The sequence below is a fragment of the Acinetobacter sp. NS-4 genome (assembly GCF_037402435.1).
Lineage (GTDB): Bacteria > Pseudomonadota > Gammaproteobacteria > Pseudomonadales > Moraxellaceae > Acinetobacter.
This window is the reverse complement of the sequence record NZ_JBBEUE010000013.1, coordinates 1-21,818: the sequence shown is the minus strand read 5'-3', so window position 1 is coordinate 21,818 and position 21,818 is coordinate 1. Positions and strand designations below refer to the sequence as shown.

The 21,818-nt window shown below is 42.8% G+C and carries 19 protein-coding genes; 15 read left to right on the top strand and 4 right to left on the bottom strand.

The window, feature by feature from the left end; translation table 11 throughout:
- Positions 1 to 228 precede the first annotated feature (228 nt).
- The 5 genes from WAE57_RS11035 (at position 229) to WAE57_RS11015 (ending at position 5,840) form a co-directional block, all read left to right on the top strand.
- Positions 229 to 1,026, top strand: a complete 798-nt coding sequence (locus tag WAE57_RS11035) for a fumarylacetoacetate hydrolase family protein (RefSeq protein ID WP_337710663.1) — start codon at positions 229 to 231, stop codon at positions 1,024 to 1,026.
- A 37-nt stretch (positions 1,027 to 1,063) separates the two neighbouring features.
- On the top strand, positions 1,064 to 1,960 hold the full coding sequence (locus WAE57_RS11030) for an acetaldehyde dehydrogenase (acetylating) (RefSeq protein WP_337710662.1): 897 nt from the start codon (positions 1,064 to 1,066) through the stop codon (positions 1,958 to 1,960).
- A gap of 11 nt (positions 1,961 to 1,971) precedes the next feature.
- Positions 1,972 to 2,991 carry a 4-hydroxy-2-oxovalerate aldolase gene (dmpG, locus tag WAE57_RS11025; protein ID WP_086174034.1) on the top strand — a complete coding sequence of 340 codons (1,020 nt, stop codon included), beginning with the start codon at positions 1,972 to 1,974 and terminating at the stop codon, positions 2,989 to 2,991.
- Positions 2,992 to 3,420: 429 nt separating this feature from the next.
- Positions 3,421 to 4,686: an OprD family outer membrane porin gene (locus WAE57_RS11020; protein WP_337710661.1), complete on the top strand. Its 1,266-nt coding sequence runs from the start codon at positions 3,421 to 3,423 to the stop codon at positions 4,684 to 4,686.
- Between the two features lie 296 nt (positions 4,687 to 4,982).
- A complete protein-coding gene (locus WAE57_RS11015; protein ID WP_337710660.1) occupies positions 4,983 to 5,840 on the top strand; it encodes an alpha/beta hydrolase in 858 nt (285 codons plus the stop codon).
- A gap of 71 nt (positions 5,841 to 5,911) precedes the next feature.
- On the opposite strand, the gene WAE57_RS11010 is transcribed toward WAE57_RS11015, so the two are convergent.
- Positions 5,912 to 6,583 carry a DUF1345 domain-containing protein gene (locus tag WAE57_RS11010; RefSeq protein WP_237787782.1) on the bottom strand — a complete coding sequence of 224 codons (672 nt, stop codon included), beginning with the start codon at positions 6,581 to 6,583 and terminating at the stop codon, positions 5,912 to 5,914.
- Between the two features lie 287 nt (positions 6,584 to 6,870).
- Entirely contained in the window at positions 6,871 to 7,770 is a 900-nt protein-coding gene (hcaR, locus tag WAE57_RS11005; protein ID WP_337710659.1) for a DNA-binding transcriptional regulator HcaR, read from the bottom strand.
- Positions 7,771 to 8,052: 282 nt separating this feature from the next.
- On the opposite strand from hcaR, the gene hcaE reads away from it, so the two are divergent.
- From hcaE to WAE57_RS10960, 9 genes are all read left to right on the top strand, one after another.
- Complete coding sequence (gene hcaE / locus WAE57_RS11000) at positions 8,053 to 9,420, top strand: 3-phenylpropionate/cinnamic acid dioxygenase subunit alpha (protein ID WP_092819097.1); 1,368 nt, start codon at positions 8,053 to 8,055, stop codon at positions 9,418 to 9,420.
- Positions 9,417 to 9,935: a 3-phenylpropionate/cinnamic acid dioxygenase subunit beta gene (gene hcaF, locus WAE57_RS10995; protein WP_337710658.1), complete on the top strand. Its 519-nt coding sequence runs from the start codon at positions 9,417 to 9,419 to the stop codon at positions 9,933 to 9,935. The genes hcaE and hcaF overlap by 4 nt, the downstream gene beginning before the upstream one ends.
- The gene (gene hcaC, locus WAE57_RS10990) at positions 9,935 to 10,261 is read left to right on the top strand and encodes a 3-phenylpropionate/cinnamic acid dioxygenase ferredoxin subunit (RefSeq protein WP_076752998.1); all 327 of its coding nucleotides are present in this window, start codon (positions 9,935 to 9,937) and stop codon (positions 10,259 to 10,261) included. Before hcaF ends, hcaC begins: the two co-directional genes overlap by 1 nt.
- A 2-nt stretch (positions 10,262 to 10,263) precedes the next feature.
- Positions 10,264 to 11,082: a 3-phenylpropionate-dihydrodiol/cinnamic acid-dihydrodiol dehydrogenase gene (hcaB, locus tag WAE57_RS10985; protein ID WP_237787784.1), complete on the top strand. Its 819-nt coding sequence runs from the start codon at positions 10,264 to 10,266 to the stop codon at positions 11,080 to 11,082.
- A 66-nt stretch (positions 11,083 to 11,148) separates the two neighbouring features.
- Positions 11,149 to 12,111 carry a 3-carboxyethylcatechol 2,3-dioxygenase gene (locus tag WAE57_RS10980; RefSeq protein WP_337710657.1) on the top strand — a complete coding sequence of 321 codons (963 nt, stop codon included), beginning with the start codon at positions 11,149 to 11,151 and terminating at the stop codon, positions 12,109 to 12,111.
- Positions 12,112 to 12,122: 11 nt separating this feature from the next.
- Positions 12,123 to 13,355, top strand: coding sequence for a 3-phenylpropionate/cinnamic acid dioxygenase ferredoxin--NAD(+) reductase subunit (hcaD, locus tag WAE57_RS10975; protein WP_337710656.1), 1,233 nt, complete (start codon positions 12,123 to 12,125; stop codon positions 13,353 to 13,355).
- A gap of 295 nt (positions 13,356 to 13,650) precedes the next feature.
- Positions 13,651 to 14,553, top strand: a complete 903-nt coding sequence (locus WAE57_RS10970; RefSeq protein ID WP_337710655.1) for an EamA family transporter — start codon at positions 13,651 to 13,653, stop codon at positions 14,551 to 14,553.
- Between the two features lie 666 nt (positions 14,554 to 15,219).
- Positions 15,220 to 16,158 carry a cation diffusion facilitator family transporter gene (locus tag WAE57_RS10965; protein WP_337710654.1) on the top strand — a complete coding sequence of 313 codons (939 nt, stop codon included), beginning with the start codon at positions 15,220 to 15,222 and terminating at the stop codon, positions 16,156 to 16,158.
- A gap of 75 nt (positions 16,159 to 16,233) precedes the next feature.
- Complete coding sequence (locus WAE57_RS10960) at positions 16,234 to 17,289, top strand: MBL fold metallo-hydrolase (RefSeq protein ID WP_337710653.1); 1,056 nt, start codon at positions 16,234 to 16,236, stop codon at positions 17,287 to 17,289.
- A 5-nt stretch (positions 17,290 to 17,294) separates the two neighbouring features.
- Here WAE57_RS10960 and WAE57_RS10955 read toward each other — a convergent pair whose 3' ends face one another.
- Entirely contained in the window at positions 17,295 to 17,696 is a 402-nt protein-coding gene (locus WAE57_RS10955) for a DoxX-like family protein (protein WP_337710652.1), read from the bottom strand.
- A gap of 370 nt (positions 17,697 to 18,066) precedes the next feature.
- On the opposite strand from WAE57_RS10955, the gene katG reads away from it, so the two are divergent.
- Positions 18,067 to 20,259 (top strand): catalase/peroxidase HPI, encoded by a 2,193-nt coding sequence (gene katG / locus WAE57_RS10950; RefSeq protein ID WP_337710651.1) that lies wholly within the window; start codon positions 18,067 to 18,069, stop codon positions 20,257 to 20,259.
- 193 nt (positions 20,260 to 20,452) lie between these two features.
- Here the strand turns inward: katG and WAE57_RS10945 are convergent, their stop codons facing one another.
- A complete protein-coding gene (locus WAE57_RS10945) occupies positions 20,453 to 21,640 on the bottom strand; it encodes a DUF4268 domain-containing protein (protein ID WP_337710650.1) in 1,188 nt (395 codons plus the stop codon).
- Between the last annotated feature and the right edge of the window lie 178 nt (positions 21,641 to 21,818).

Here is a 21,818-nt window from a genome sequence, read left to right as displayed (position 1 = left end):
TAAAACCAAGTTAATTTATAGGAATTAGCTATTGTCATAAATAAAATAAGTATTGGCATAAAAAGCGCAATTTTCCGATTCTAAAACTGTTTATATATACGCGTTTGCCAAGATGGGCAGCACCCCTTTGCTGATGGCTTTGATCAGTTCACAGATTTTTTCTCGTTGTTCATTCCATTTCCATCGATAACGGTATAAGTCCAATTTTTGCAGTTTAAGGAAACATTGATGTCGAATTCTGCTGTTGTTGAATCAGTTGCGCAAGCATTACGTGACGCTGAATTATCAAAAACTGCGATCGCACCTGTTCGCCCGCAACTTGGCGGTGAAAGTGCTGATGTGGATATTGCATACGCAGTTCAGGAAGTAAATACCAAACGTGCAGAGGCTGAAGGCCGCCGTTTAACCGGTCGTAAAATCGGTTTAACCTCTAAAGTTGTGCAAGCGCAGCTGGGCGTAGACCAACCGGACTTCGGTATGTTGTTTGCTGACATGGCTTATGGTGATGGCGAAGCCATTCCTGCGGGTCTGTTGATTCAACCGAAAGTTGAAGCGGAAATCGCGTTAATCATCAATAAAGATTTAACTCAAGAAAAACACACTTATGCAGACATTATCAGTGCAACTGAATATGCACTGCCTGCTGTAGAAGTGGTCGATAGCCGTATCGAAAACTGGAAAATTTCATTGATCGATACTGTTGCAGATAACGCATCTTCTGCGGCTTATGTTCTGGGTTCACGTCCTGTGAAACTGGAAAATCTTGATCTTGTGAACTGCAAAATGACTATGACCCGTGCTGGCGAAGTGGTATCGACTGGTGTGGGTAAAGCCTGTCTTGCTAATCCATTAAATGCCGCTGTTTGGCTGGCGGATGAAATGGTACGCCGTGGCCGTCCGCTGCTTGCCGGTGACATCATTTTAACCGGTGCGCTGGGTCCTATGGTTGTAGCCAACCCGGGTGACGAATTCCAGGTTGAAATTGAAGGTTTTGGTTCTGTAACTGCTGCATTCGCTGCTGAATAAGTCCAGATTTTAAGAGCGTTTTTAAGAGAAATTGTTCATGAAAAAGATTAAATGTGCATTGATCGGTCCAGGTAATATTGGTACTGACTTGCTGTATAAATTACAACGCAGTGAATTTTTAGAGCCAGTTTGGATGGTGGGTATTGACCCGACTTCTGAAGGTTTGGCACGTGCTGCGAAAATGGGTTTAAAAACCACGGCTGAAGGCGTGGACGGTTTATTGCCACACGTTGAAGCTGACGAAATCAAAATTGCATTCGATGCAACTTCTGCATACGTTCACGCAGAAAACAGCCGTAAGTTAAACGAACTTGGCGTGTTGATGATTGACTTAACCCCAGCGGCAATAGGTCCTTACTGCGTACCACCGGTAAATCTTGAAGCTTTGCTTGAAGAGGGTGAATTACCAAACGTGAACATGGTGACTTGTGGCGGTCAGGCGACTATTCCTATGGTTGCCGCAATCTCACGTGTTCAACCGGTTGAATATGGTGAAATCATTGCCACTGTATCGACTAAATCTGTAGGTCCAGGTACACGTAAAAACATTGACGAATTTACCCGTACCACTGCCGGTGCGATTGAAAAAGTCGGTGGTGCAAAAGCGGGTAAAGCGATCATCATTATTAACCCAGCTGAGCCACCATTGATGATGCGTGACACGGTTCACTGCCTAGTTGAAGGCGAGCCAGATCAGGCTGCAATCACTGAATCAGTGCATGCGATGATCAAAGAAGTTCAAAAATACGTTCCAGGTTACAAACTGGTCAATGGTCCTGTATTTGACGGAAACCGTGTATCCATCTTCCTGGAAGTTGAAGGCCTGGGTGATTACCTGCCTAAATATGCCGGTAACCTCGACATTATGACTGCAGCGGCTGCACGTACTGCAGAAATGTTTGCAGAACGCGTATTAAACACTGCTGAAGCTTAAGGAATACCAAAATGTCTAAGATTATTATTAATGATATGACTTTACGTGATGGTATGCATCCTATGCGCCATCAAACTACACCTGAACAAATGGTTGCCATTGCAACTGCTTTGGATGATGCAGGTGTACCTTTAATCGAAGTAACACATGGTGACGGCTTAGGCGGTAACTCTGTGAACTACGGTTTTGCAGCAGCAACCGATGAAGAATACCTAAAAGCGGTAATTCCAAACCTGAAACAGGCCAAAGTATCTGCACTTCTATTGCCTGGTATTGGTACGGTTGACCATTTGAAAATGGCACATGATGTTGGTGTAGCAACCATTCGTGTTGCAACTCACTCAACTGAAGCTGACGTTTCTGAACAGCACATTACTGCTGCACGTAAACTTGGTATGGACACTGTGGGCTTCTTGATGATGGCGCACATGGCAACTCCTGAAAAACTTTTGGAAGAAGCCAATAAAATGGTGTCATACGGTGCAAACTGTATTTATGTAACTGACTCTGCTGGTTATATGTTGCCTCAAGACGTGACTGACCGTGTAGGTATTTTACGTGCCAACTTGGCTTCAGAAATCGAAATCGGTTTCCATGGTCACCATAACCTGGGTATGGGTGTTGCGAACTCTGTTTCAGCGGTTCAAGCTGGTGCAACGCGTGTCGATTTAGCTTCTGCCGGTCTGGGTGCAGGTGCAGGTAATACTCCACTTGAATTGTTTGTTGCGGTTGCCAACCGTATGCAAATGGAAACAGGTGTGGACTTGTTTAAAGTTCAAGATGTTGCCGAAGATTTAATCATTCCAATGATGACACATCAGATCCGTGCTGACCGTGATGCAGCAACTTTAGGTTATGCCGGTGTTTATTCTTCGTTCCTGTTATTTGCGAAACGTGCTGAAGCGAAATATGGCGTGTCTGCGCGTGAAATCCTGATGGAACTGGGTCGCCGTGGTACTGTAGGTGGTCAGGAAGACATGATTGAAGATTTGGCATTGACCATGTCTAAAGCCAAAGAAGCCAATGCTTAATCTGTTTTAAGTTGAAACGAAAAAGCGTCCGAAAGGGCGCTTTTTTTTATGGCTAGACCTTGATTTTACACTTGAGTTTATAGATAAAAAATATCATATCATAGGATGGTTATATTAATATAATCAATTATTTAAGTGGCTTTAGTTCTGGGTTAAACTTAAAAGCGATTAATCAATTTTTTTTTGCGCTCAAAAAGCCTAAATTCTTTTAAAATAAACACTGAAACAAAGGTTTAACAAAAATGAAATGAAAGGAAGATAAAATGACTTATTGTTTAAAGTTCTTAACGTGACCTGAGTCTTTAAAATAAAAACAAGCAGAAATAGCCATAAAGGCAATAAATCTTAATACTCTGGTCGGATTTCGTTTTTTGTGATTGTTTAGCATGATGGCGCCATAGCTTAATTTGATTACTAGGGAATTCAGCCATGCGTCGTCAAAACTTATGGATAGCAATGCTTGCTGCGACAGCAACTTTAGGAACAACTGCATCGAATGCAGATTTTGTTGACGACAGTAATGTCCAATTAAAATTTAAAAACTTTTATTTAGACCGTCAGTATGCGGATCTTCCGCAAAACAACTGGGGTTCTTGGTCTCAAGGCATCACACTAGATGCCAAATCAGGTTATCAGGACATCGGTGGCGGTATTCAAGTGGGTGCAGACCTTTTGGTGCAGCACGCATTTAAATTGAATGGCCGTGATAAAAATCCGGACTGGGTTTTGCCACATGATGGTCAAGAGTCGAAAGATAATTTTGGTAAAGTAGGGGCAACCTTAAAAGCCAAAGTTTCACAAACTGAATTAAAAGTCGGTGAGTTATTACCAGTATCTCCAGTACTGGTATTTGATCCATCACGTCAGTTATTGACGACTTATAGCGGTGCATGGTTAGAGTCTAAAGAGATTAAAGACACCAAACTGACTGTGGCTTATATTGATAAGATCAATAACCGTTATGACAACCAGTTCCGTGACTTAACCTTGTTTGCACCTGCTAAGGGTAAAAAGTATTACGATAATGGTGAAGCTTCTGATGGAATGTTGATTGCGGGTGTTGATCACCAGTTTACTCCGGAAATTGGCGGCAGCTATTGGTATGCAGATGTTGAAGATATTTACCAGCAGCATTATATCGGTACCAGTTACAAAACCAAGCTGGGTGAAAAAGCCAAGTTAGACAGCCATATCCGTTACTTTGATAATTCGGAGTCAGGCGACAAGTTGTATGGTGATATTGATAACCAGGCGTTGTCTGTAGGTGCTAAAGTCAATTATGGCGCACATACTGTTGGTTTGGGCTACCAGCAAATGTTTGGTGATTCTCCGTTCCCAACATTGGGGGGCTGGGTACCACAACCTTACCTGGTGAACTGGGGTGTCGCAACCTTTACCAATACCAATGAAAAATCATGGGGCTTCACCTATGTTTATGACTTCTCTGGATTGGGTGCCAAAGGCTTAAATGCTACGGCAGTGTACTTCACTGGTTCAGGTGCTGAGGTGAAAACCCAGGCAGGAACCTTGAAAGATCAGAAATCGGATGAGCTGAATTTGATCCTTAATTACACTGTACCAGAGGGTAAACTGAAAGGTTTAGGCTTCCAGGCCATGTATATTGATACCGATTTTGACTGGAAATCAGACTTGCAAGAGTACCGTGTAGCAACGACTTATACTTATAAGTTCTAATTAAGCGGTGTAATAAAAAAGCGACTTTAAATAAGTCGCTTTTTTTTTGCTATGTAGAAAGCTATTTTTTTATTAAATGCCTTAATAAAAATAAGGGTTTTGTCTTTAATAAAGTTTTTAAAAACAAATAGTTAAATTATCGTTTTTTTATAGCATTTGATCGTAAATTTGTATCAGTTTGACCGGTTTGAACAGGTAATATAAGGCGGTAAAAAAGTAAATTTCACCGAGTCAACTTGACGTTAAATTCTGAATCAAGATGGAAACGCAAGCTAAAGACTGTACGAGGAGTATGTATGAGCACTGTTCAAATCCCTGAATATACAACAGATCCATTCTTTGGCTTAGAAGACAAATGGATTGAAACTGCAGAAGGTGAGTTGACTCACTATCACGAAGTGGGTGAAGGTACGCCTATTCTGTTTTTGCACGGTTCAGGTACTGGTGTATCTGCTGCGGCAAACTGGTGGTTAAACTTGCCGCAAATTGGTGAGCAGGCACGTTGTATCGCCATCGACACCATTGGTTATGGTCAAACTGTAGTTGCACCAAATACTGCTTATGGTATCCGTGCCTGGGTAGACCATGCGGTGCGTACTTTAGATGCACTTGGCATTGAAAAAACCTGGTTGGTTGGTAATTCATTGGGCGGCTGGTTGGCATTCCAAATGGTACTTGATTACCCTGAACGTGTATTGGGTATTGTGTCTATGGGTACTGGCGGTGCTAAACAGACTGCAGCACTTAAAGCGCATGCCAACCCGGTATTGACTGAAGAAGGCATCAAGAAAACATTGTCTATGTTCGTGGTGAACAAAGACCTGATCACCGACGAATTGGTGAAAGTACGTTATGCTTCTGCTGCAAATGACTATGCATCGAATCGTTTGATGGACGTAGTGGGCGCACGTGACCGTGACCGTTTCGAATTCCCGCTTGATTTCGAAAAAATGAAAGGCATTACTGTACCAGTATTGTTGATTCACGGTGTACAGGACGTGGTCATTCCAGTTTCACGTACTTGGGACATTTTAAACACTGTACCGAATGCTGATGCGCACATTTTCAGCCAATGTGGCCACTGGTCTCAAGTGGAAAAAGCTGAAGAGTTCAATACTGTCATTAAAGACTACTTAACTGCTCGTGGTGTTTAATCACAGCTGTTAAAGATAAAAAAGGATGACTTCGGTCATCCTTTTTTATGAGCATATTTTTATGAATATATTTAGGGGCTAATAAAGTTTGCTGCCACATTGATAATGATGGCCAGAATAGTCGTGTTAAATCCGTAAGCCAGAAGCAAGTGCAAGGTATTTAGTACCCGCATTTTGGAGTGGCTAACGGATACATCTGCAGTTTGTGCAGAAGTACCCACGATATAACTAAAATATAAAAAGTCGGGATAAGTCGGCTTAGGGGTTTTCGGAAAATCCAGTCCACCTTCATTATTCTGGTCTAATGCCAAATAAAAGTCATGCGCATAATGAATCGCAAAAATTGTATGTATCAGGAACCAGGCTGAAGTAATGGTCAGCATGGATAAAATTAAATGACCCGTTCGAATCGCAGTATTGCTAGGCAAATTATTCACTTCAATAATAATCGCGATGAAACAAATAATTAAAGTGAGGATCACCAGAAAAAGAATCAGCCATTTACTGGCATCCTGTTGTTCCGCACGTTGCAGGATATGAGCATGGTCAACATGCCAGAGTTTTTTGAGGGTAAGCAATAAATAAGTATAAACAGCAAGATTCCAGCTCATTAAAAGACAGGTCGACCAGCTCCATGCGGTCATGAACTGAAAAGCGGCATAAAGTACCGCAATAAAAGGAAAGATCAGGAAGAAATGAAGATGGTGCCGAATCCCTGTTTTTATACGGAGCAGTAGCTGCATGGTTATCATCTCCTTTATGGTTGTTTTTGTTTTGTAAATTTTAAAAAGCCTGTGAAGAATTTATTAGACTTAAGTTGTAATTTTTTGCTGATGAAATATTGATTATAAGTCCTTAAAAGAAAAGTTATGAGTTATTTCCTATTAATGCCGTGTTGATGATATGAAAAATGAGTAAGACTTAAGTCTAAGCGGGTTTAAAAATACACAAATTGAAATAAAAAAAAGCCCCATTATTTATTAGCAAAATAATGGTGGCTTTAATTCAGCGCAAAAGTGTAAAAAATTAATTAACCGCGATTAATGTTCAGATAAAACACATGGGTCAGTAATTCAATAAATTTTTTCACTGCCCCAGAACTGCTGTTTTTATGGTAACTCACATACAGGTCGAGGTAGGGCAGTTCCACATCTAAGGCACGAATCACGGTATTGTTCATGGTGAGCGGAGCGACATAACCCGGCAGAATGGTACAGCCTAGGCCCATCCCTACAGAGTTGATGTTAAACAGGATATTATCGGCTTTTTGCACAATATTGAATTCAATGCCATTAGCATGGGCAAAATCCATAATGGCATTATGCAGCGTTAAAGACTGTTCCGCAGCGGGAATAATAAAATCTATACCATTCAATTCTTTAACTGGAATACGCTCATATTTAGCCAAAGGATGATTTTCTGGCAAAATAAAGATCAATGGCTCGCGCAGTACGAATAAACTTTCAATTTCATCGCTATTAAAGTTGTGTCGGGTAAAGGTGATATCGAGCTCGCCTTTTTTCAGCAACTTCATTTGTTCATTGTTGTTTAAACTGAGCAAATCAATTTTTAAATCAGGGTTTTGCACGCGCAAATTCGGCAACACATAAGGGAAAATTTTCATTTCCGCCACCGGAACGAAGCCTATACGCAGCATTTGCTGTTTGGCTTGAGACACATGGCGTGCCATGGCAACGGCTTTATCTGCCTGTGCCAGGGTTAAGCGGGCCTGTTCGAGAAATACGGCACCTTCTTCAGTCAGCTCAACCTTACGTTTGGTACGATAAAGCAGTTTTACCCCGACATCTTCTTCCAGGTCTTTAATTTGCTGGCTTAAAGAGGGCTGGGCGGTATAAAGCTTTAGTGCAGCCTTACTGAAGTTAAGTTCTTCTGCAACGGTGATAAAATAGCGTAGGTGTCGTAATTCCATATAACTCGTCCAAAAGAGTAATCCAAAAAATGTCTTACTATATTTTTGTAGCAGTATAATCTATAAACAACTATGAGGTGAAGATTATTCTGCCATTTAGAAAATAAATGATCTTGCATTTTCTATTAGTGTTTAAATATATAAAGCACAGTTTTAAATAATCCATAAAATATCTTAATTGAAACAAAAAAAATATTTCACCAAAACTGGCTAAAAATCCATTATCGCTGAAAAGTTGAGTCTATTTACTTTGTGCCGTTACTGGTCACAGGAGAGCTTTTCATGAGTGGAAAAATTGATGTGCGCGAAATCGACGCTTTAGTCGATGCACAAAATGGACGTATCTCGCCGTCGATCTATACAGATCCAGATCTATACGAACTAGAACTTGAACGTGTGTTCGGTCGTACCTGGTTGTTCCTTTGCCATGAAAGCCAGATTCCTAAGGCTGGTGACTTCTTCAATACCTACATGGGCGAAGATCCAATTATTGTGGCACGTCAAAAAGACGGTTCAATCAAAGCATTCTTAAACCAATGCCGTCACCGCTCTATGCGTGTGAGCTTCGCGGACTGTGGTAATACGCGTGCATTCACTTGCCCATACCACGGCTGGTCTTACGGTATTGATGGTTCTTTAAAAGACATCCCGCTTGAAGAGCGTGCTTTCCCGCAAGGCGCATGCAAAGAGCAATGGGGTCTGGTAGAAGTTAACCGTGTTAAATCTTATAAAGGCTTAATCTTCGGATGCTGGGATGAAACGACTCCAGATCTAGAAGAATACATGGGTGATATCGCTTGGTACCTCGATGGCGTATTAGACCGTCGTCCGGGTGGTACTGAAATCATCGGTGGTGTGCACAAATGGGAAATCGAGTGTAACTGGAAATTTGCAGCTGAACAGTTCGCATCTGACCAATATCACGCATTGTTCTCTCACGCATCTGCAATTCAGGTGTTGGGTGCAAAACCAGATGATGATTCAACCAAGAAATTAGGTGCTGCACAAACTGCCCGCCCAGTTTGGGAAACTGCCAAAGACGCGATCCAGTACGGTTCACGTGGTCACGGTTCAGGCTTCTTCTTCACAGAAAAACCAGACGCTAACGTATGGGTTGATGGTGAAGTGGCGAATTACTTCCGTGAAACTTACGAAGAAGTGAAGGAACGTCTTGGTGAAGTTCGTGCGCTGCGTCTTGCAGGTCACAACACCATGTTCCCAACATTGTCTTGGTTGAACGGTACTGCAACACTTCGCGTATGGCACCCACGTGGTCCTAACAAAACTGAAGTTTGGGCATTCTGTATTGCCGATGCTGAAGCTTCTCAAGAAGTGAAAGAAGCATTTGAACGTTCTGCAACGCGTGCCTTCGGTCCTGCTGGTTTCCTAGAGCAAGATGACTCTGAAAACTGGATCGAAATCCAAAAAGTTTTACGTGGTTATAAAGCGCGTAAGAACCAGTTGATTATGGAAATGGGTAAAGGCAACGAGAAAGTTCGTGAAGATGGTATCCCGGGTATCACCAACTATATTTTCTCTGAAACTGCAGCACGTGGCATGTATCGCCGCTGGGCAGATTTATTGATCCATGAAAAATGGGAAGACGTGGAAAAAGCAGCTGACGAATATGAGAAGGAGCTTATGAAATGAGTCAGATCAGTTTAGAACTTCAACATCAAATTAGTCAGTTCCTCTATCGTGAAGCAAAATTGCTTGACGACTGGAAATTCCGCGATTGGTTAGCTGTGCTGTCAGAAGATATTTCTTACACACTGCGTACCACACCAAACGCTCAAACACGTGACCGTCGCCGTTCGATCGAGCCACCTACAACTTGGGTATTTAACGATACCAAAGATTTGCTGGAACGCCGTGTTGCCCGTCTTGAGACAGGTATGGCATGGGCCGAAGAACCTCCTTCACGTACCACTCACATGGTGTCTAACATCATTGTTGAGCCAACGGAAGTTGAAGGCGAATACGACGTTTACGTGACTTACCTGTTGTACCGCACCCAGAAAGAAAAAGATGTCACCATCTACTGTGGTAAGCGTCACGACAAAATCCGTAAAGTCGATACTGCTCAAGGCTTTGAGATCTTCAATCGTAAGATCACCCTTGATCAGGTGACTTATAACTCACATAACCTGAGCGTGTTCTTCTAATGAATAAGATTTTTGTTTGCCAAGTTGACGAATTAGACGAAGGCGAAGCATTGAAAGTGGATTGCGGCGTGAACGGTATCGAAGCGCTTGCAGTCTTCAACAATGGCGGTGAGTTCTTCGCAATGAACGACCGTTGTTCTCATGGTAATGCTTCTATGTCAGAAGGTTATCTTGAAGACGACGGTACTGTAGAGTGCCCACTTCATTCAGCACGTTTCTGTTTGAAAACTGGTCAAGCATTATGTTTACCAGCAACCGATCCAATCCAGACTTTCCCGGTGATTGTTGAAGATGGTCAGTTATTTGTAGAGATGGCAGGAGAGTAATCATGGGTTGGCTACAAGGCGAAGTTGCACTCATTACCGGTGGTGGTTCAGGCTTAGGCTGGGCACTGGTTGAACGTTTCCTGGAGGAAGGTGCACAAGTTGCAGTTCTTCAGCGTTCAAAAGCAAAAGTGGATGCATTAAATGAACACTTTGGCGGTAAAGTTCTTGCGATCGAAGGCGATGTAGCCAGCTATGAAGACAACGTCCGCGCTGTTAATGCGACCGTTGAGCATTTTGGTAAGCTCGATTGTTTCGTTGGAAATGCAGGTATCTGGGATCACTACGCAGATATCGTCAATACATCTGGTGAACAGCTGGAAAAAGCCTTTGATGAAATCATGGGCATTAATACCAAGTCACTCATCTTGGGTGCCAAGGCTGCACTGGATGCATTGATAGCTTCTGAAGGTTCTATCATATTTACTTTGTCTAACTCTGCGCTGTACTCAGCAGGCGGAGGCCCTATCTACACTGCATCTAAGCATGCTGGTGTGGGCGTGATGAAAGAACTGGCTTATGAGCTTGCACCTAAAGTACGAGTGAACGCAGTTGCACCCTCAGGTATGAATGTAAATATCAAAGGTGCAGCATCTTTAGGCCAGGAAAACCTTGGTTTATTGGATGCCCGCGATCCTGAAAAAATTGGACGTGGTATGCCGCTTGGCTTCTTACCAGAACCTGAAGATATGACTGGTTCATATGTATTACTGGCTTCTCGTCAAAACAACCGCCCATTGACCGGCGTTTTAATTAACGCGGAATGTGGCTTAGGTATTCGTGGTTTACGTCAGCCACGTGCCGGCTTCTTTGATGAGATCTAATCAGCCTAAATCGTAATGGACTTACTCGGCAGCCTGATCAGGCTGCCTTCCGTTTAGGAGTCACTCATGGCCGTTAAACTCATTTGTGCATCGCACAGCCCATTAATGGAATTCGCTTCACCGCAAGAAAAGCATAAAGAACAAGCCGTTCGTGAAGCTTTTGCCAAACTTGCCCAAGAAGTTGAAGACTACAATCCAACTTTAATCATTACTTTTGGTCCAGACCATTTCAATGGTTTCTTTTATGACCTGATGCCAAGCTTCTGCGTGGGTATTCGTGCCAAAGCAGCGGGGGACTGGGATTACGGTAAAGACAATGACCACATTAATGTGCCTGAAGAAACAGCCATTAATCTAGTGCGTCGTGTGTTGGATGAAGGTGTGGATGTTGCGTACTCATATCGTATGCAAGCCGATCATGGCGTGACTCAGCCATTGCATTTCTTGTGTAACGGTCAGCTTGACCGTTACCCAACAATTCCAGTTTTCATCAATGGTGCAGCTGCGCCAATGCCAACCACCAAGCGTACCGTGGCGTTGGGTCGAGCAGTAGGTCAGTTCATCAAGTCATTGAACCTTGAAAACGAACGTGTACTGGTACTCGGTACTGGCGGTCTTTCCCATGATCCACCAACTCCACAAATGGGCTCAGTGCCTCCAGAAGTGGAAGAATTCTTGATTTGTGGCCGTAACCCGTCTGAAGAATCACGTAATAACCGCCAGGCCAAAGTGATTTCAGTAGGTCAGCGTCTTGCTGCTGGCGATAAATCAGTCTCAGTGCCGCTCAACCCTGAGTGGGATCGCGCATTGCTGGAAACTTTTGCTAAAGCAGACTTTGCTGCAATTGAGGCAATGACCGAAGCTGAAATTCGTGTCGAGGGTGGTCGTGGCGGTCAGGAAGTTCGTTCCTGGATGGCTGCGTTTGCTGCATTACATGAAGTTGGTGAGTATGAAATGACAACTCACTGCTACGAAGATATTAGTGAGTGGATTGCGGGCTTCGGCATCGTATCTGCAGAATTGAAATAAGGATTGAACCCATGAGCCAAAATGCTATCGAAACCATCGTTATCGTCGGTGCTGGTCAAGCTGGTGCTAGCGCCATTTTAGAACTCCGTGCCAACAAATACGAAGGCAAAATCATTTTGGTGGGTGATGAAACACATCTGCCGTATGAACGTCCGCCTTTGTCTAAAGATGTGATCTTAAAGCCAGAGGAAACCAAAATCGAAATTCTGTCAGAACAAAAACTGGCAGATTTGGGTGTGGAAACCATTCGTGGCAATGGCGTGGTGAAAATCAACAGCGAAGCAAAAACCATTGAACTTAAAAATGGTGATGTGGTTGCTTATGACAAGTTGCTGCTTGCCACTGGCGGTGCAGCGCGCCGTTTACCCAACTTCGATGCTTTGGGTAAACACGTTTATACGCTACGTAACCTTGAAGATTCACAAGCACTGGTTCCTGTACTTCAAGCCGGTCGCCGTTTGATCTTGATCGGCGGTGGTGTAATCGGTTTGGAACTTGCATCATCAGCACGTTACAAAGACTGTCAAGTGACCGTAATCGAAATGGGTCCTATGGTGATGGGCCGTTGTTCACCACGTATCTTGAGTGAATTCCTGCTTGAGCAGCATCGTCAAAATGGTGTGGATGTGCGTCTTGAAACCAAGATTGCAGACTGCAAGTTAGACGGTGAAGAAGTTGTCGTAACCCTTGAAGGTGGCGAAGAACTTCGTGCCGATGCGGTGGTTTACGGGATTGGTATTGTGCCGAATGCACAGCTTGCAGTAGATGCCGGTCTGGATGTTGATGTTGCCATCAAAGTTAATGAAAACTGCCAGACTTCAAATGCTGACATTTATGCAGCAGGTGACGTAGCCACTCAGCTTCGTGAAGATGGTCAGCACCGTCGTGTAGAAACCTGGGAAAATGCCAACCTTCAGGCAGGTATTTTCGCGCGTCACGTGATGGGTGTAGAACATCCGAAAGCCAATCCGGCTTGGTTCTGGACTGACCAGTTGAATATCAACTTCCAGTTTGTGGGTGATATGGCTGCAGCTGAATGGGTGATCCGTGGTGAAATGGATGCAGCCAAAGGTGCAGACAATTCATTCGTGATGTACGGCGTGACTGATGGGCAGATCGTTGCCGGCATTACCGTGAATGCCGCGAAAGAAATGCGTCATTTGAAAAAAATGATCAGCAAAAACACCACTTTTGAAGCAGAAAAACATCTTGATTTAAGCCTGGATTTACGCAAAGTTGCTTAAGTTTTATTGAGATATTTTTGGACAGACCTATGCTTTGCATAGGTCTGTTTTTTATGCGTGGTTTAAAAAACAGCGCAACCGCAATTGACGTTCATAGTCTGTTAAAACTTTGCGTAGGTAGTATTTCACTTTTGAAGGATCAAAAGTGACAAAAATCCTTTGCTGAACTGAGGGTATATCCCTATACCCCAGTTCAGCGAGCGGCATCCTTGCCGCTAGTCACGATATTCTATTGGCACTGTATATTTCAAACGCCTTTATTATCAATTCTATTCAAATTCGTTTTGAGAATGATATGAAATCATCACTGCCGGTCATGGCAAGTATTTACGCTTTATTGGTATTTATCTGGGCCACTACGCCACTGGCGATTGTCTGGAGTGTGCAGGAAGTCCATCCGATGTGGGTGCTGATCATCCGCTATTTTGGCGCTTCAATCATTGCCTTATTCCTTTTAAAGCTTATGCGTGATCCGCTGCCTTTTGATCAGACTTCGTTAAAAAGTTATGTGGCGGGAAGTTTGAACCTGATCGGTGCGCAGCTTTTTATTTACATTGCGGCGAATTATTTAACTTCAGGTTTAATGGCGCTGATCTTCGGTTTTTCACCGTTGATCGCCGGTTTGATCGGGCATGTGATTTTAAAAACCCAAAGACTGATCTGGCTACAATGGTTGGGTATGGCGATTGCGGTTTCAGGTTTGACCTTCGTCTTTGCCGATTCTGCTGACAGTAAAATCAATCCGATTGGTGTGGTCTTGATGCTGATCAGTATGGTGTCGTATATCAGTTCGATTTTTTGGGTCAAACAGATCAATGCGCCTTTGAGTCCGATGTCTCAGGCTACCGGTTCACTTCTGGTATCGGCAGTCGGTTCACTGCTCCTGATTCCATTTATCTGGCAGCATATGCCGACCCGTCTTCCAGGCACTGAGGCCATGATTGGTTTTGTCTTTACCATGATCATGTCTTCCATTGTGGCCATGCTGTGTTATTTCTGGCTGATCAAGCGTTTGAATGCCTCGACCGTGTCGTTGAGTAATGTCATGACCCCGGTGATTGCCCTGATTCTGGGTACCACCTTGAATAACGAACATATTAGTCCGAATGCCTTTGTCGGCATTATGGTGGTGATGTTCGGCATAGTGCTGTACTTCTGGAAAGAATGGCGCCAGCAGTATTTTTCTAAACTGCGTTAATCCGGTAGGGTGGACAAGATTAAATTGGAGACTTTGGCTTCAGCACTCTCCCATAGTTCTGTTAAGGGCTTGTATTTTAATGAAAATGGTTAATTTCCAATTAAAATCATATAGATGAATTTCTATGAGGTCTGTTTTTAGACATTCGTTTGTTAATCGAATGGTCGTTATTTTCTTTAATTCTTTGCTTATAAGAAAGCTTAAAATTTCATATGTAAGTTAAAGTCTTTCACAGCCACAATTTTTCAATAAAATCGAAATGTATTTGTGTAGGCGATGTCTTACTTTTGACAGGCCAAAAGTAAGCAAAAGCCTTTGTTACCCACACATAACATCCATGTTATGGTGGGTAACATGTGGCATCCCTGCCACATTCGTAAATCCAAAGTTTACTTAAATTAAATTATGGGACAGCAGTGGCTTCTGCTTCTTTTTGATTAGGTTGGCATCTGTGTAAATCGCGAAAAATGCATCACATTTCACGGTAGGGTTTCATCTGCAACATCTATCTGGGGGTTGGCGAAATAATCAACAGTTACGCTAAAAACAACAAAAGAATAAACCACGACAGCAATCACATTGAGTACTATGCAAAGAGCTATAAAAATCAAATAGATCTATTTGATAACAATAACGCTTAGCAAAAAATGTTTAGGACAAATTTGAATGTCTGATTCGAACAAGATTGTGGTTTATGCGGCACTGGCAGGTAATCTTGCAATTGCTTTGGTCAAATTTGTCGCGGCATATATCACCAATAGTTCAGCCATGCTCAGTGAAGCCATTCACTCGGTGGTGGATACCCTGAATGAAATTCTGCTGCTCTATGGCATGAAAAAATCCCAGCAGCCGGCAAACTACAAGCATCCTTTTGGTTATGGCCGTGAACTGTATTTTTGGGCCTTTATTGTGGCACTGATGGTGTTTGCACTGGGTGCCATTGTGTCTATTTATCAGGGCATACAACACGTATTACATCCTGAAGAAATGCTGAATCCCACCATCAATTATATTGTTTTAGGGATTGCCATTGTATGTGAAGGCACCTCATGGTTTGTGGCCTTGAAAGCGTTCCGCAAGATTAAAGGCAAGCAAGGTTATTTCGAGGCTTTTCGACACAGTAAGGATCCCACCACCTTTACCGTGTTGTTTGAAGATACCGCTGCTTTATGTGGCCTGTTGATTGCCTTGATCGGCATTTATCTGGCGCATGCCCTGAATATTCCTGAACTGGATGGCGTGGCTTCGATCCTGATTGGTATAGTATTGGCGGTTTCTGCTATTTTATTGGCCCGCGAAACCAAGGGCTTATTGCTGGGTGAAACGGCCGATCCAAAACTGCGTAATGACATCTTGTTGATTGCGCAGCAAGATGAGGCGGTACAGTCGGCCAATGGCGTGTTGACTGAACAGATGGGGGCACATCAAGTACTGGCTTCCTTAAGTCTGGAATTTGAAGATAACTTGAGTTCGGATGATATTGAGGCTTGCGTCAACAGAATTGAAGCGAAAATTAAACAGATTCATCCGGAAATTGTGGCATTGTTTATCAAACCGCAGACTAAGCAGGTGTGGTTGGAACGTATGCAAGGACGTTTGGAATAAAACGTGATATATATGGCTTGGCATTCAGAATATCGAATTTTGGATGTTGAGTTCACACTAAGAAATTGAATGTACATGAAGCAGAAGCCTGAGCAATTACACTTTCAACTCCCGACCAAAGCATGCTGGTCGCATACCTGGCGTCAGCCTTCATTTCAGTTTATGCATTCGAATCACCATAATGGTGAGCGATTCGTCAATGCCTTACCACGGCCAGCAGGGCGTGGTCGCACCGACTTGATAAAATGGCTGTTAACCCGCAAGTCATCCACATGGAATGTCGATAGCGCTAAGGAACATGCCGAATTCCATGCGAACAAACGTGCCATTCCCCAGAATCGTCCTCAGGCAAATATGGATGATTGGCAAGTGTGGTTTGTCGGACATGCCACGGTGCTGTTGCAGATCGGGCCATATAATTTATTAACCGATCCGGTCTGGGGTGAATATGCCGGCCCTGCGCAAGGTAATGGTCCGAAACGGGTAATTCCTGCGGGAATTGCCCTGGAAGAATTGCCGACCATTCATGCCGTGCTGCTCAGTCACAATCATTATGACCATATGGACTTGGCCAGCTTGCAGTGGCTACATGATAAATTTGCCATGCCGATTTATACCGGGCTGGGCAACTCCTGGTATTTGCCTAAAAGTTTCCATGTGCTGGAAATGGACTGGTGGCAATCGTCTTTATTGCATGAGTTAAAAATTATCTATACCCCGGCGCAGCATTTTTCCGGTCGCGGCTTGCGCGATCATAGCCGGGCACTCTGGGGCGGATTTTCGGTGCTGAATGGTAAAGATCACTGTTTCTTTGCTGGGGATACCGGTTATTCACCGCATTTTAAAGAAATTCACAGCCGTTTGGGCGCACCGCGTGTAGCCCTGTTGCCGATAGGCGCCTATGAACCGCGCGAGCTGATGGGTTATATGCACATGAACCCGCAAGAGGCTTTTCAGGCGCATCAGGATTTACATTGCAAATGTTCGCTGGCCATTCATTACCGAACCTTTCAACTGACCGATGAAAGTCGGGAACAGCCGGAAATCGACTTAAAGATCGCGATGAAAAATACCTCCAAATTGATGACACCTTTTATCTGTATACGGGAAGGGCGACGTTTGGTGGTCTGATTTTTTTAAGGTTGCTGGTTTCTGAGCTTTAAAATTTGAATGGCAACCATTGAAATGACGATCATGGCAATATTCATCACCACTGGATTAAATGCAGTGGTGAGTTGTAAGGGATTCGTGAGCATAATCAGCAGTAATAGCCCACTTAAGCCTAAAATATTAAGCTGATGGATTAAAATGGCTCTTGGCCAAATCACAAAAGTACAGCCAAACATAATTTCAATCATGCCCGATAGCGCAACACAGATTTTTGCCAGAGCTAGTTCTAGGCCCATGCTCTGCCAAATTGCAATTTCCGCAGTCGATTGAAAGAGTATTTTGGGTATTAATCCCTGATAAATCCAAAGTACCGCAAGCGTGATCTGAATAAGCCGAAGTGGTCTTTCTAATTGAAGCTTATGATTCACGAATGGCAGGTTCCAGAAAATACGGTCTGTTCTTAGCAGTAGCGATTAGGCTTGATCGACATGATGTGAGGTATTCTTGTTTGTTATGGCTTCACTATAGCACATTATTTTTAATCAGAAATATTGTTCAAAATATCAAATCCTGATTGTCTTTATCACCAATTGATAATGCAGTTCTAAAAATTTGACCTCTTGTTGTGAAGGTTGATAAATCCTGTTTTTAATCCCATTTTAGAATAGGCTTTTTCGATCGTTTTCATTCATATAACTTGCTTTCTATTGTCATAAAAAACAGCTATTTTGATGATGAGTTAGAAATTTTTAACGGTTCATGACAATCGTCATTTTATGATTAATTTGGAGCTCAGATATGAATAATGATACGAAAACTGTAGGGAAATGCCCGTTCCACCAAGAGGGTGGTAATACCAATGCCGCCAGCTCAAATATGGCTTGGTGGCCCAACGCTCTAAATCTTGACATTCTTTCTCAACACGATAAAAAAACCAATCCGATGGATCCGGATTTTGATTATGCCAAGGCATTCAATTCACTGGATTTAGAAGCAGTGAAACAAGATCTGCGTGAACTCATTAACAGCAGCCAGGACTGGTGGCCATCAGATTATGGCAGCTACATTGGCATGTTTGTGCGCACTGCCTGGCACTTGGCCGGTTCTTACCGCAAACAGGACGGTCGCGGCGGTGCCAATACCGGTAACCAGCGTTTTGCACCACTCAACAGCTGGCCAGACAACGTCAACACCGATAAAGGCCGCCGTCTGCTTTGGCCGATTAAACGTAAATATGGCAATAAAATCTCTTGGGGCGATCTGATCATCCTGGCCGGTACGGTGGCGTATGAAGAAGCCGGTCTGAAAACTTTCGGTTTCGGTGGCGGTCGTCAAGACATCTGGCACCCTGAAAAAGACATCAATTGGGGTTCTGAAAAGAAATGGCTGGATGCCACCAAAAACCGTTATGAAAATGACCAGGACCGTAAGTCATTAGACAATTCGCTTGCTGCTGTGCAGATGGGTTTGATTTACGTGAACCCTGAAGGTGTGGATGGTGTACAGGATCCGCTGCGTACTGCACAGGATATGCGTGTGACCTTCGACCGTATGGGCATGAATGACGAAGAAACTGTGGCACTGACTGCAGGTGGTCACACCATTGGTAAAGCACACGGTAACGGCAAAGCTGAATTGCTGGGTAAAGATGTTGAAGGTGCAGATGTCGAATTCCAGGGCCTAGGCTGGCATAACCCTGAAGGTACCGGTAACGGTGCCAATACCATGGTTAGTGGCCTGGAAGGGGCTTGGACTACCCATCCAACCAAATGGGACAATGAATTCTTCTATTTATTGTTCACCTATGAGTGGGAAAAAACCATCAGCCCGGCAGGCGCGAAACAATGGGAACCGATCAACATCAAAGAGGAAGACAAACCTGTTGATGCGCACAACCCGAATGTCCGCCGTAACCCGATGATGACCGATGCCGATATGGCACTGAAAATTGATCCTGAGTATCGCAAAATTTCTGAGCGTTTCTATAAAGACCCAGCTTATTTTGCTGAAGTGTTTGCGCGTGCATGGTACAAGCTGACTCACCGTGACATGGGGCCAAAATCGCGCTATTTAGGTGCCGATGTTCCTGCTGAGGATTTAATCTGGCAAGACCCGATTCCATCGGTGAACTACGTGTTGTCTGAAGCGGAAATTGAAGACCTCAAAGCGAAATTGCTGAACAGCGGTTTAAGCACAGCCGAGTTAATCAGCACCGCATGGGACAGTGCGCGTACTTTCCGTGGTTCGGACTATCGTGGTGGTGCAAACGGTGCGCGTATCCGCCTGGCCCCGCAAAAAGACTGGGTTGGTAACGAACCTGAACGTCTGGCAAAAGTATTGGCGAAACTTGAAGAAATTCAGGTAGGTCTTGAGAAGAAAGTCAGCATTGCCGACCTGATTGTACTGGGTGGTACGGCTGCGGTGGAAAAAGCAGCTCAGGCTGCGGGTGTAGACATTCAAGTTCCATTCACGCTGGGACGAGGGGATGCCACTCAAGAGCAAACCGATGCCTATTCATTTGAAGACTTGTTGCCAAAACACGACGGTTTCCGTAACTGGCTAAAAGAAGACTACACTGCACAACCTGAAGAATTGCTGTTAGACCGTGCTCAGTTACTGGGTTTAACTGCCCCTGAAATGACGGTACTTCTTGGTGGTATGCGTGTACTCGGTACTAACTATGCTGGTGCAAAAGAAGGCGTGTTTACAGACCGTGAAGGCGTGTTAAGCAATGACTTCTTCGTGAACCTGACTGACATGACATACAATTGGAAACCGGTAGGCAAAAACCGTTATGAGATTGTAGACTGTGCGACTGGTGCAGTGAAATGGACGGCAACACGTGTGGATCTGGTGTTTGGTTCGAACTCGATTCTTCGTTCTTATGCAGAAGTGTATGCGCAAGATGATAACAAAGAAAAATTCGTGAAGGACTTTGTTGCCGCTTGGGCTAAAGTGATGAATGCAGACCGTTTTGATGTGAAGAAATAATTTACATTGAGATGTAAAAAACCGCCTTTAGGGGCGGTTTTTATGTGAAACAAGGATATCTCATGTAAAAGCTGAATCTTACACACTTAGCTTTTTTATAGATTATAAGATATTGAAATTATTTGACTTATTTATTGAATTTCGTATAACGTGTATTATGTTAATTTTAGAAATTCTTTAAAATTAGTAAATATTAACTGATATTATTTAAGGCTTTATAAGCTTCACTTATTAATGGCTTAAATGCTTTTTCTAACCTTTCTATATTTTGCAAATGCCACTTAAAATGTTGTTCCCAAGATTTATTATCATATCCATCTACTAGTATTGATAATTGAATACGTGATGACTTTTTATCATCTAAACGCAACCACTCCAGAGGTTGTCCAAATACTTCTTCAATTTGCTGTTTATGCTGGCTAAAAAAATCGAATAGTAGTTTGTTCTCTTCTGCATTTGAACGCCCCATAGCAAATTCAACTCTTAGCTCTTTTTGTAAAAAAATTAGGGTATATGCACATCCTGAGATACCAGAACCAGTATTAAGCCAATGATCACTTTTTGGACTTATATTGTTATATAAACGATTATTAAATTTTGAAAAATATTCTAATAACTGTTCCCAGTATTGATATCTAATATCAGTTCTATCAGTGCGTTTAATCTTAACTGAAACTTCCGCAGCATCTTTCCTGTTTAAACGCACCATATATTCAGAAGCTTCTGGAACAGGAATAATTTGTTGGATTTGAACTAGAAGTTGTCCATTTAATATATATGGGGAAACTTTGACACATTTGACCTCAATACCGCGCTCAATTAACCATAATGCTGTACTAGTAACTTCTCGTCTAAATTCGCCTGCTACTAAAATTATACGCTGGCTATTTCCTAAATTAAGTGTAGGTATTTCCGTATCTAATTCTTGATTTTCTTCAAGGAACCTTTGAATAAGTGACTTTACTGTATGCTTGATTTGATCTAAATCATATGCATTATCATCGAGTTCGAGATATCTAGGTTTGTATTTAAGTAGATACTGTTCAAAAACATTTTCAATATCTTCTACAGTGAAAGTAGCCACATAAGAAGCATATTTGATAGCTTGCCAAACTGCATCACGTCCACTTTCATCTCGTTTATTCTCAATAAGAACTAATCTACCTTGGGTATCTAATGCTAATAAATCTAAACGTTCCCCTGTCCCATCAAAGCCCGAAAATTCTTTTTGAATAATTAGAAGCTCTTCACCTAAAGCTTTAGGATGACTAACTAGCCATTCTTGTAAATCATAACGTTCTGTCAGTTGTTGTTCACTCAGTTTTGTTCCACCAAGTGGCATTAATACTTTCTTATCAGTATCTACAGTAAATAAACTCATATCGCTTCCAAATGTATATGCTTTAAAGCTATTAGGGTCAGCCTAAGCACTTTTTCAATTTAAGATGATACAAGCATGCATCTATATATTATGCAAAGCATAATTAGATTATTTCTAATAAATTTAGAATCGTAAAATCCCCCCTATTTAACATAATGGCGATTATGCGAACCGAGAG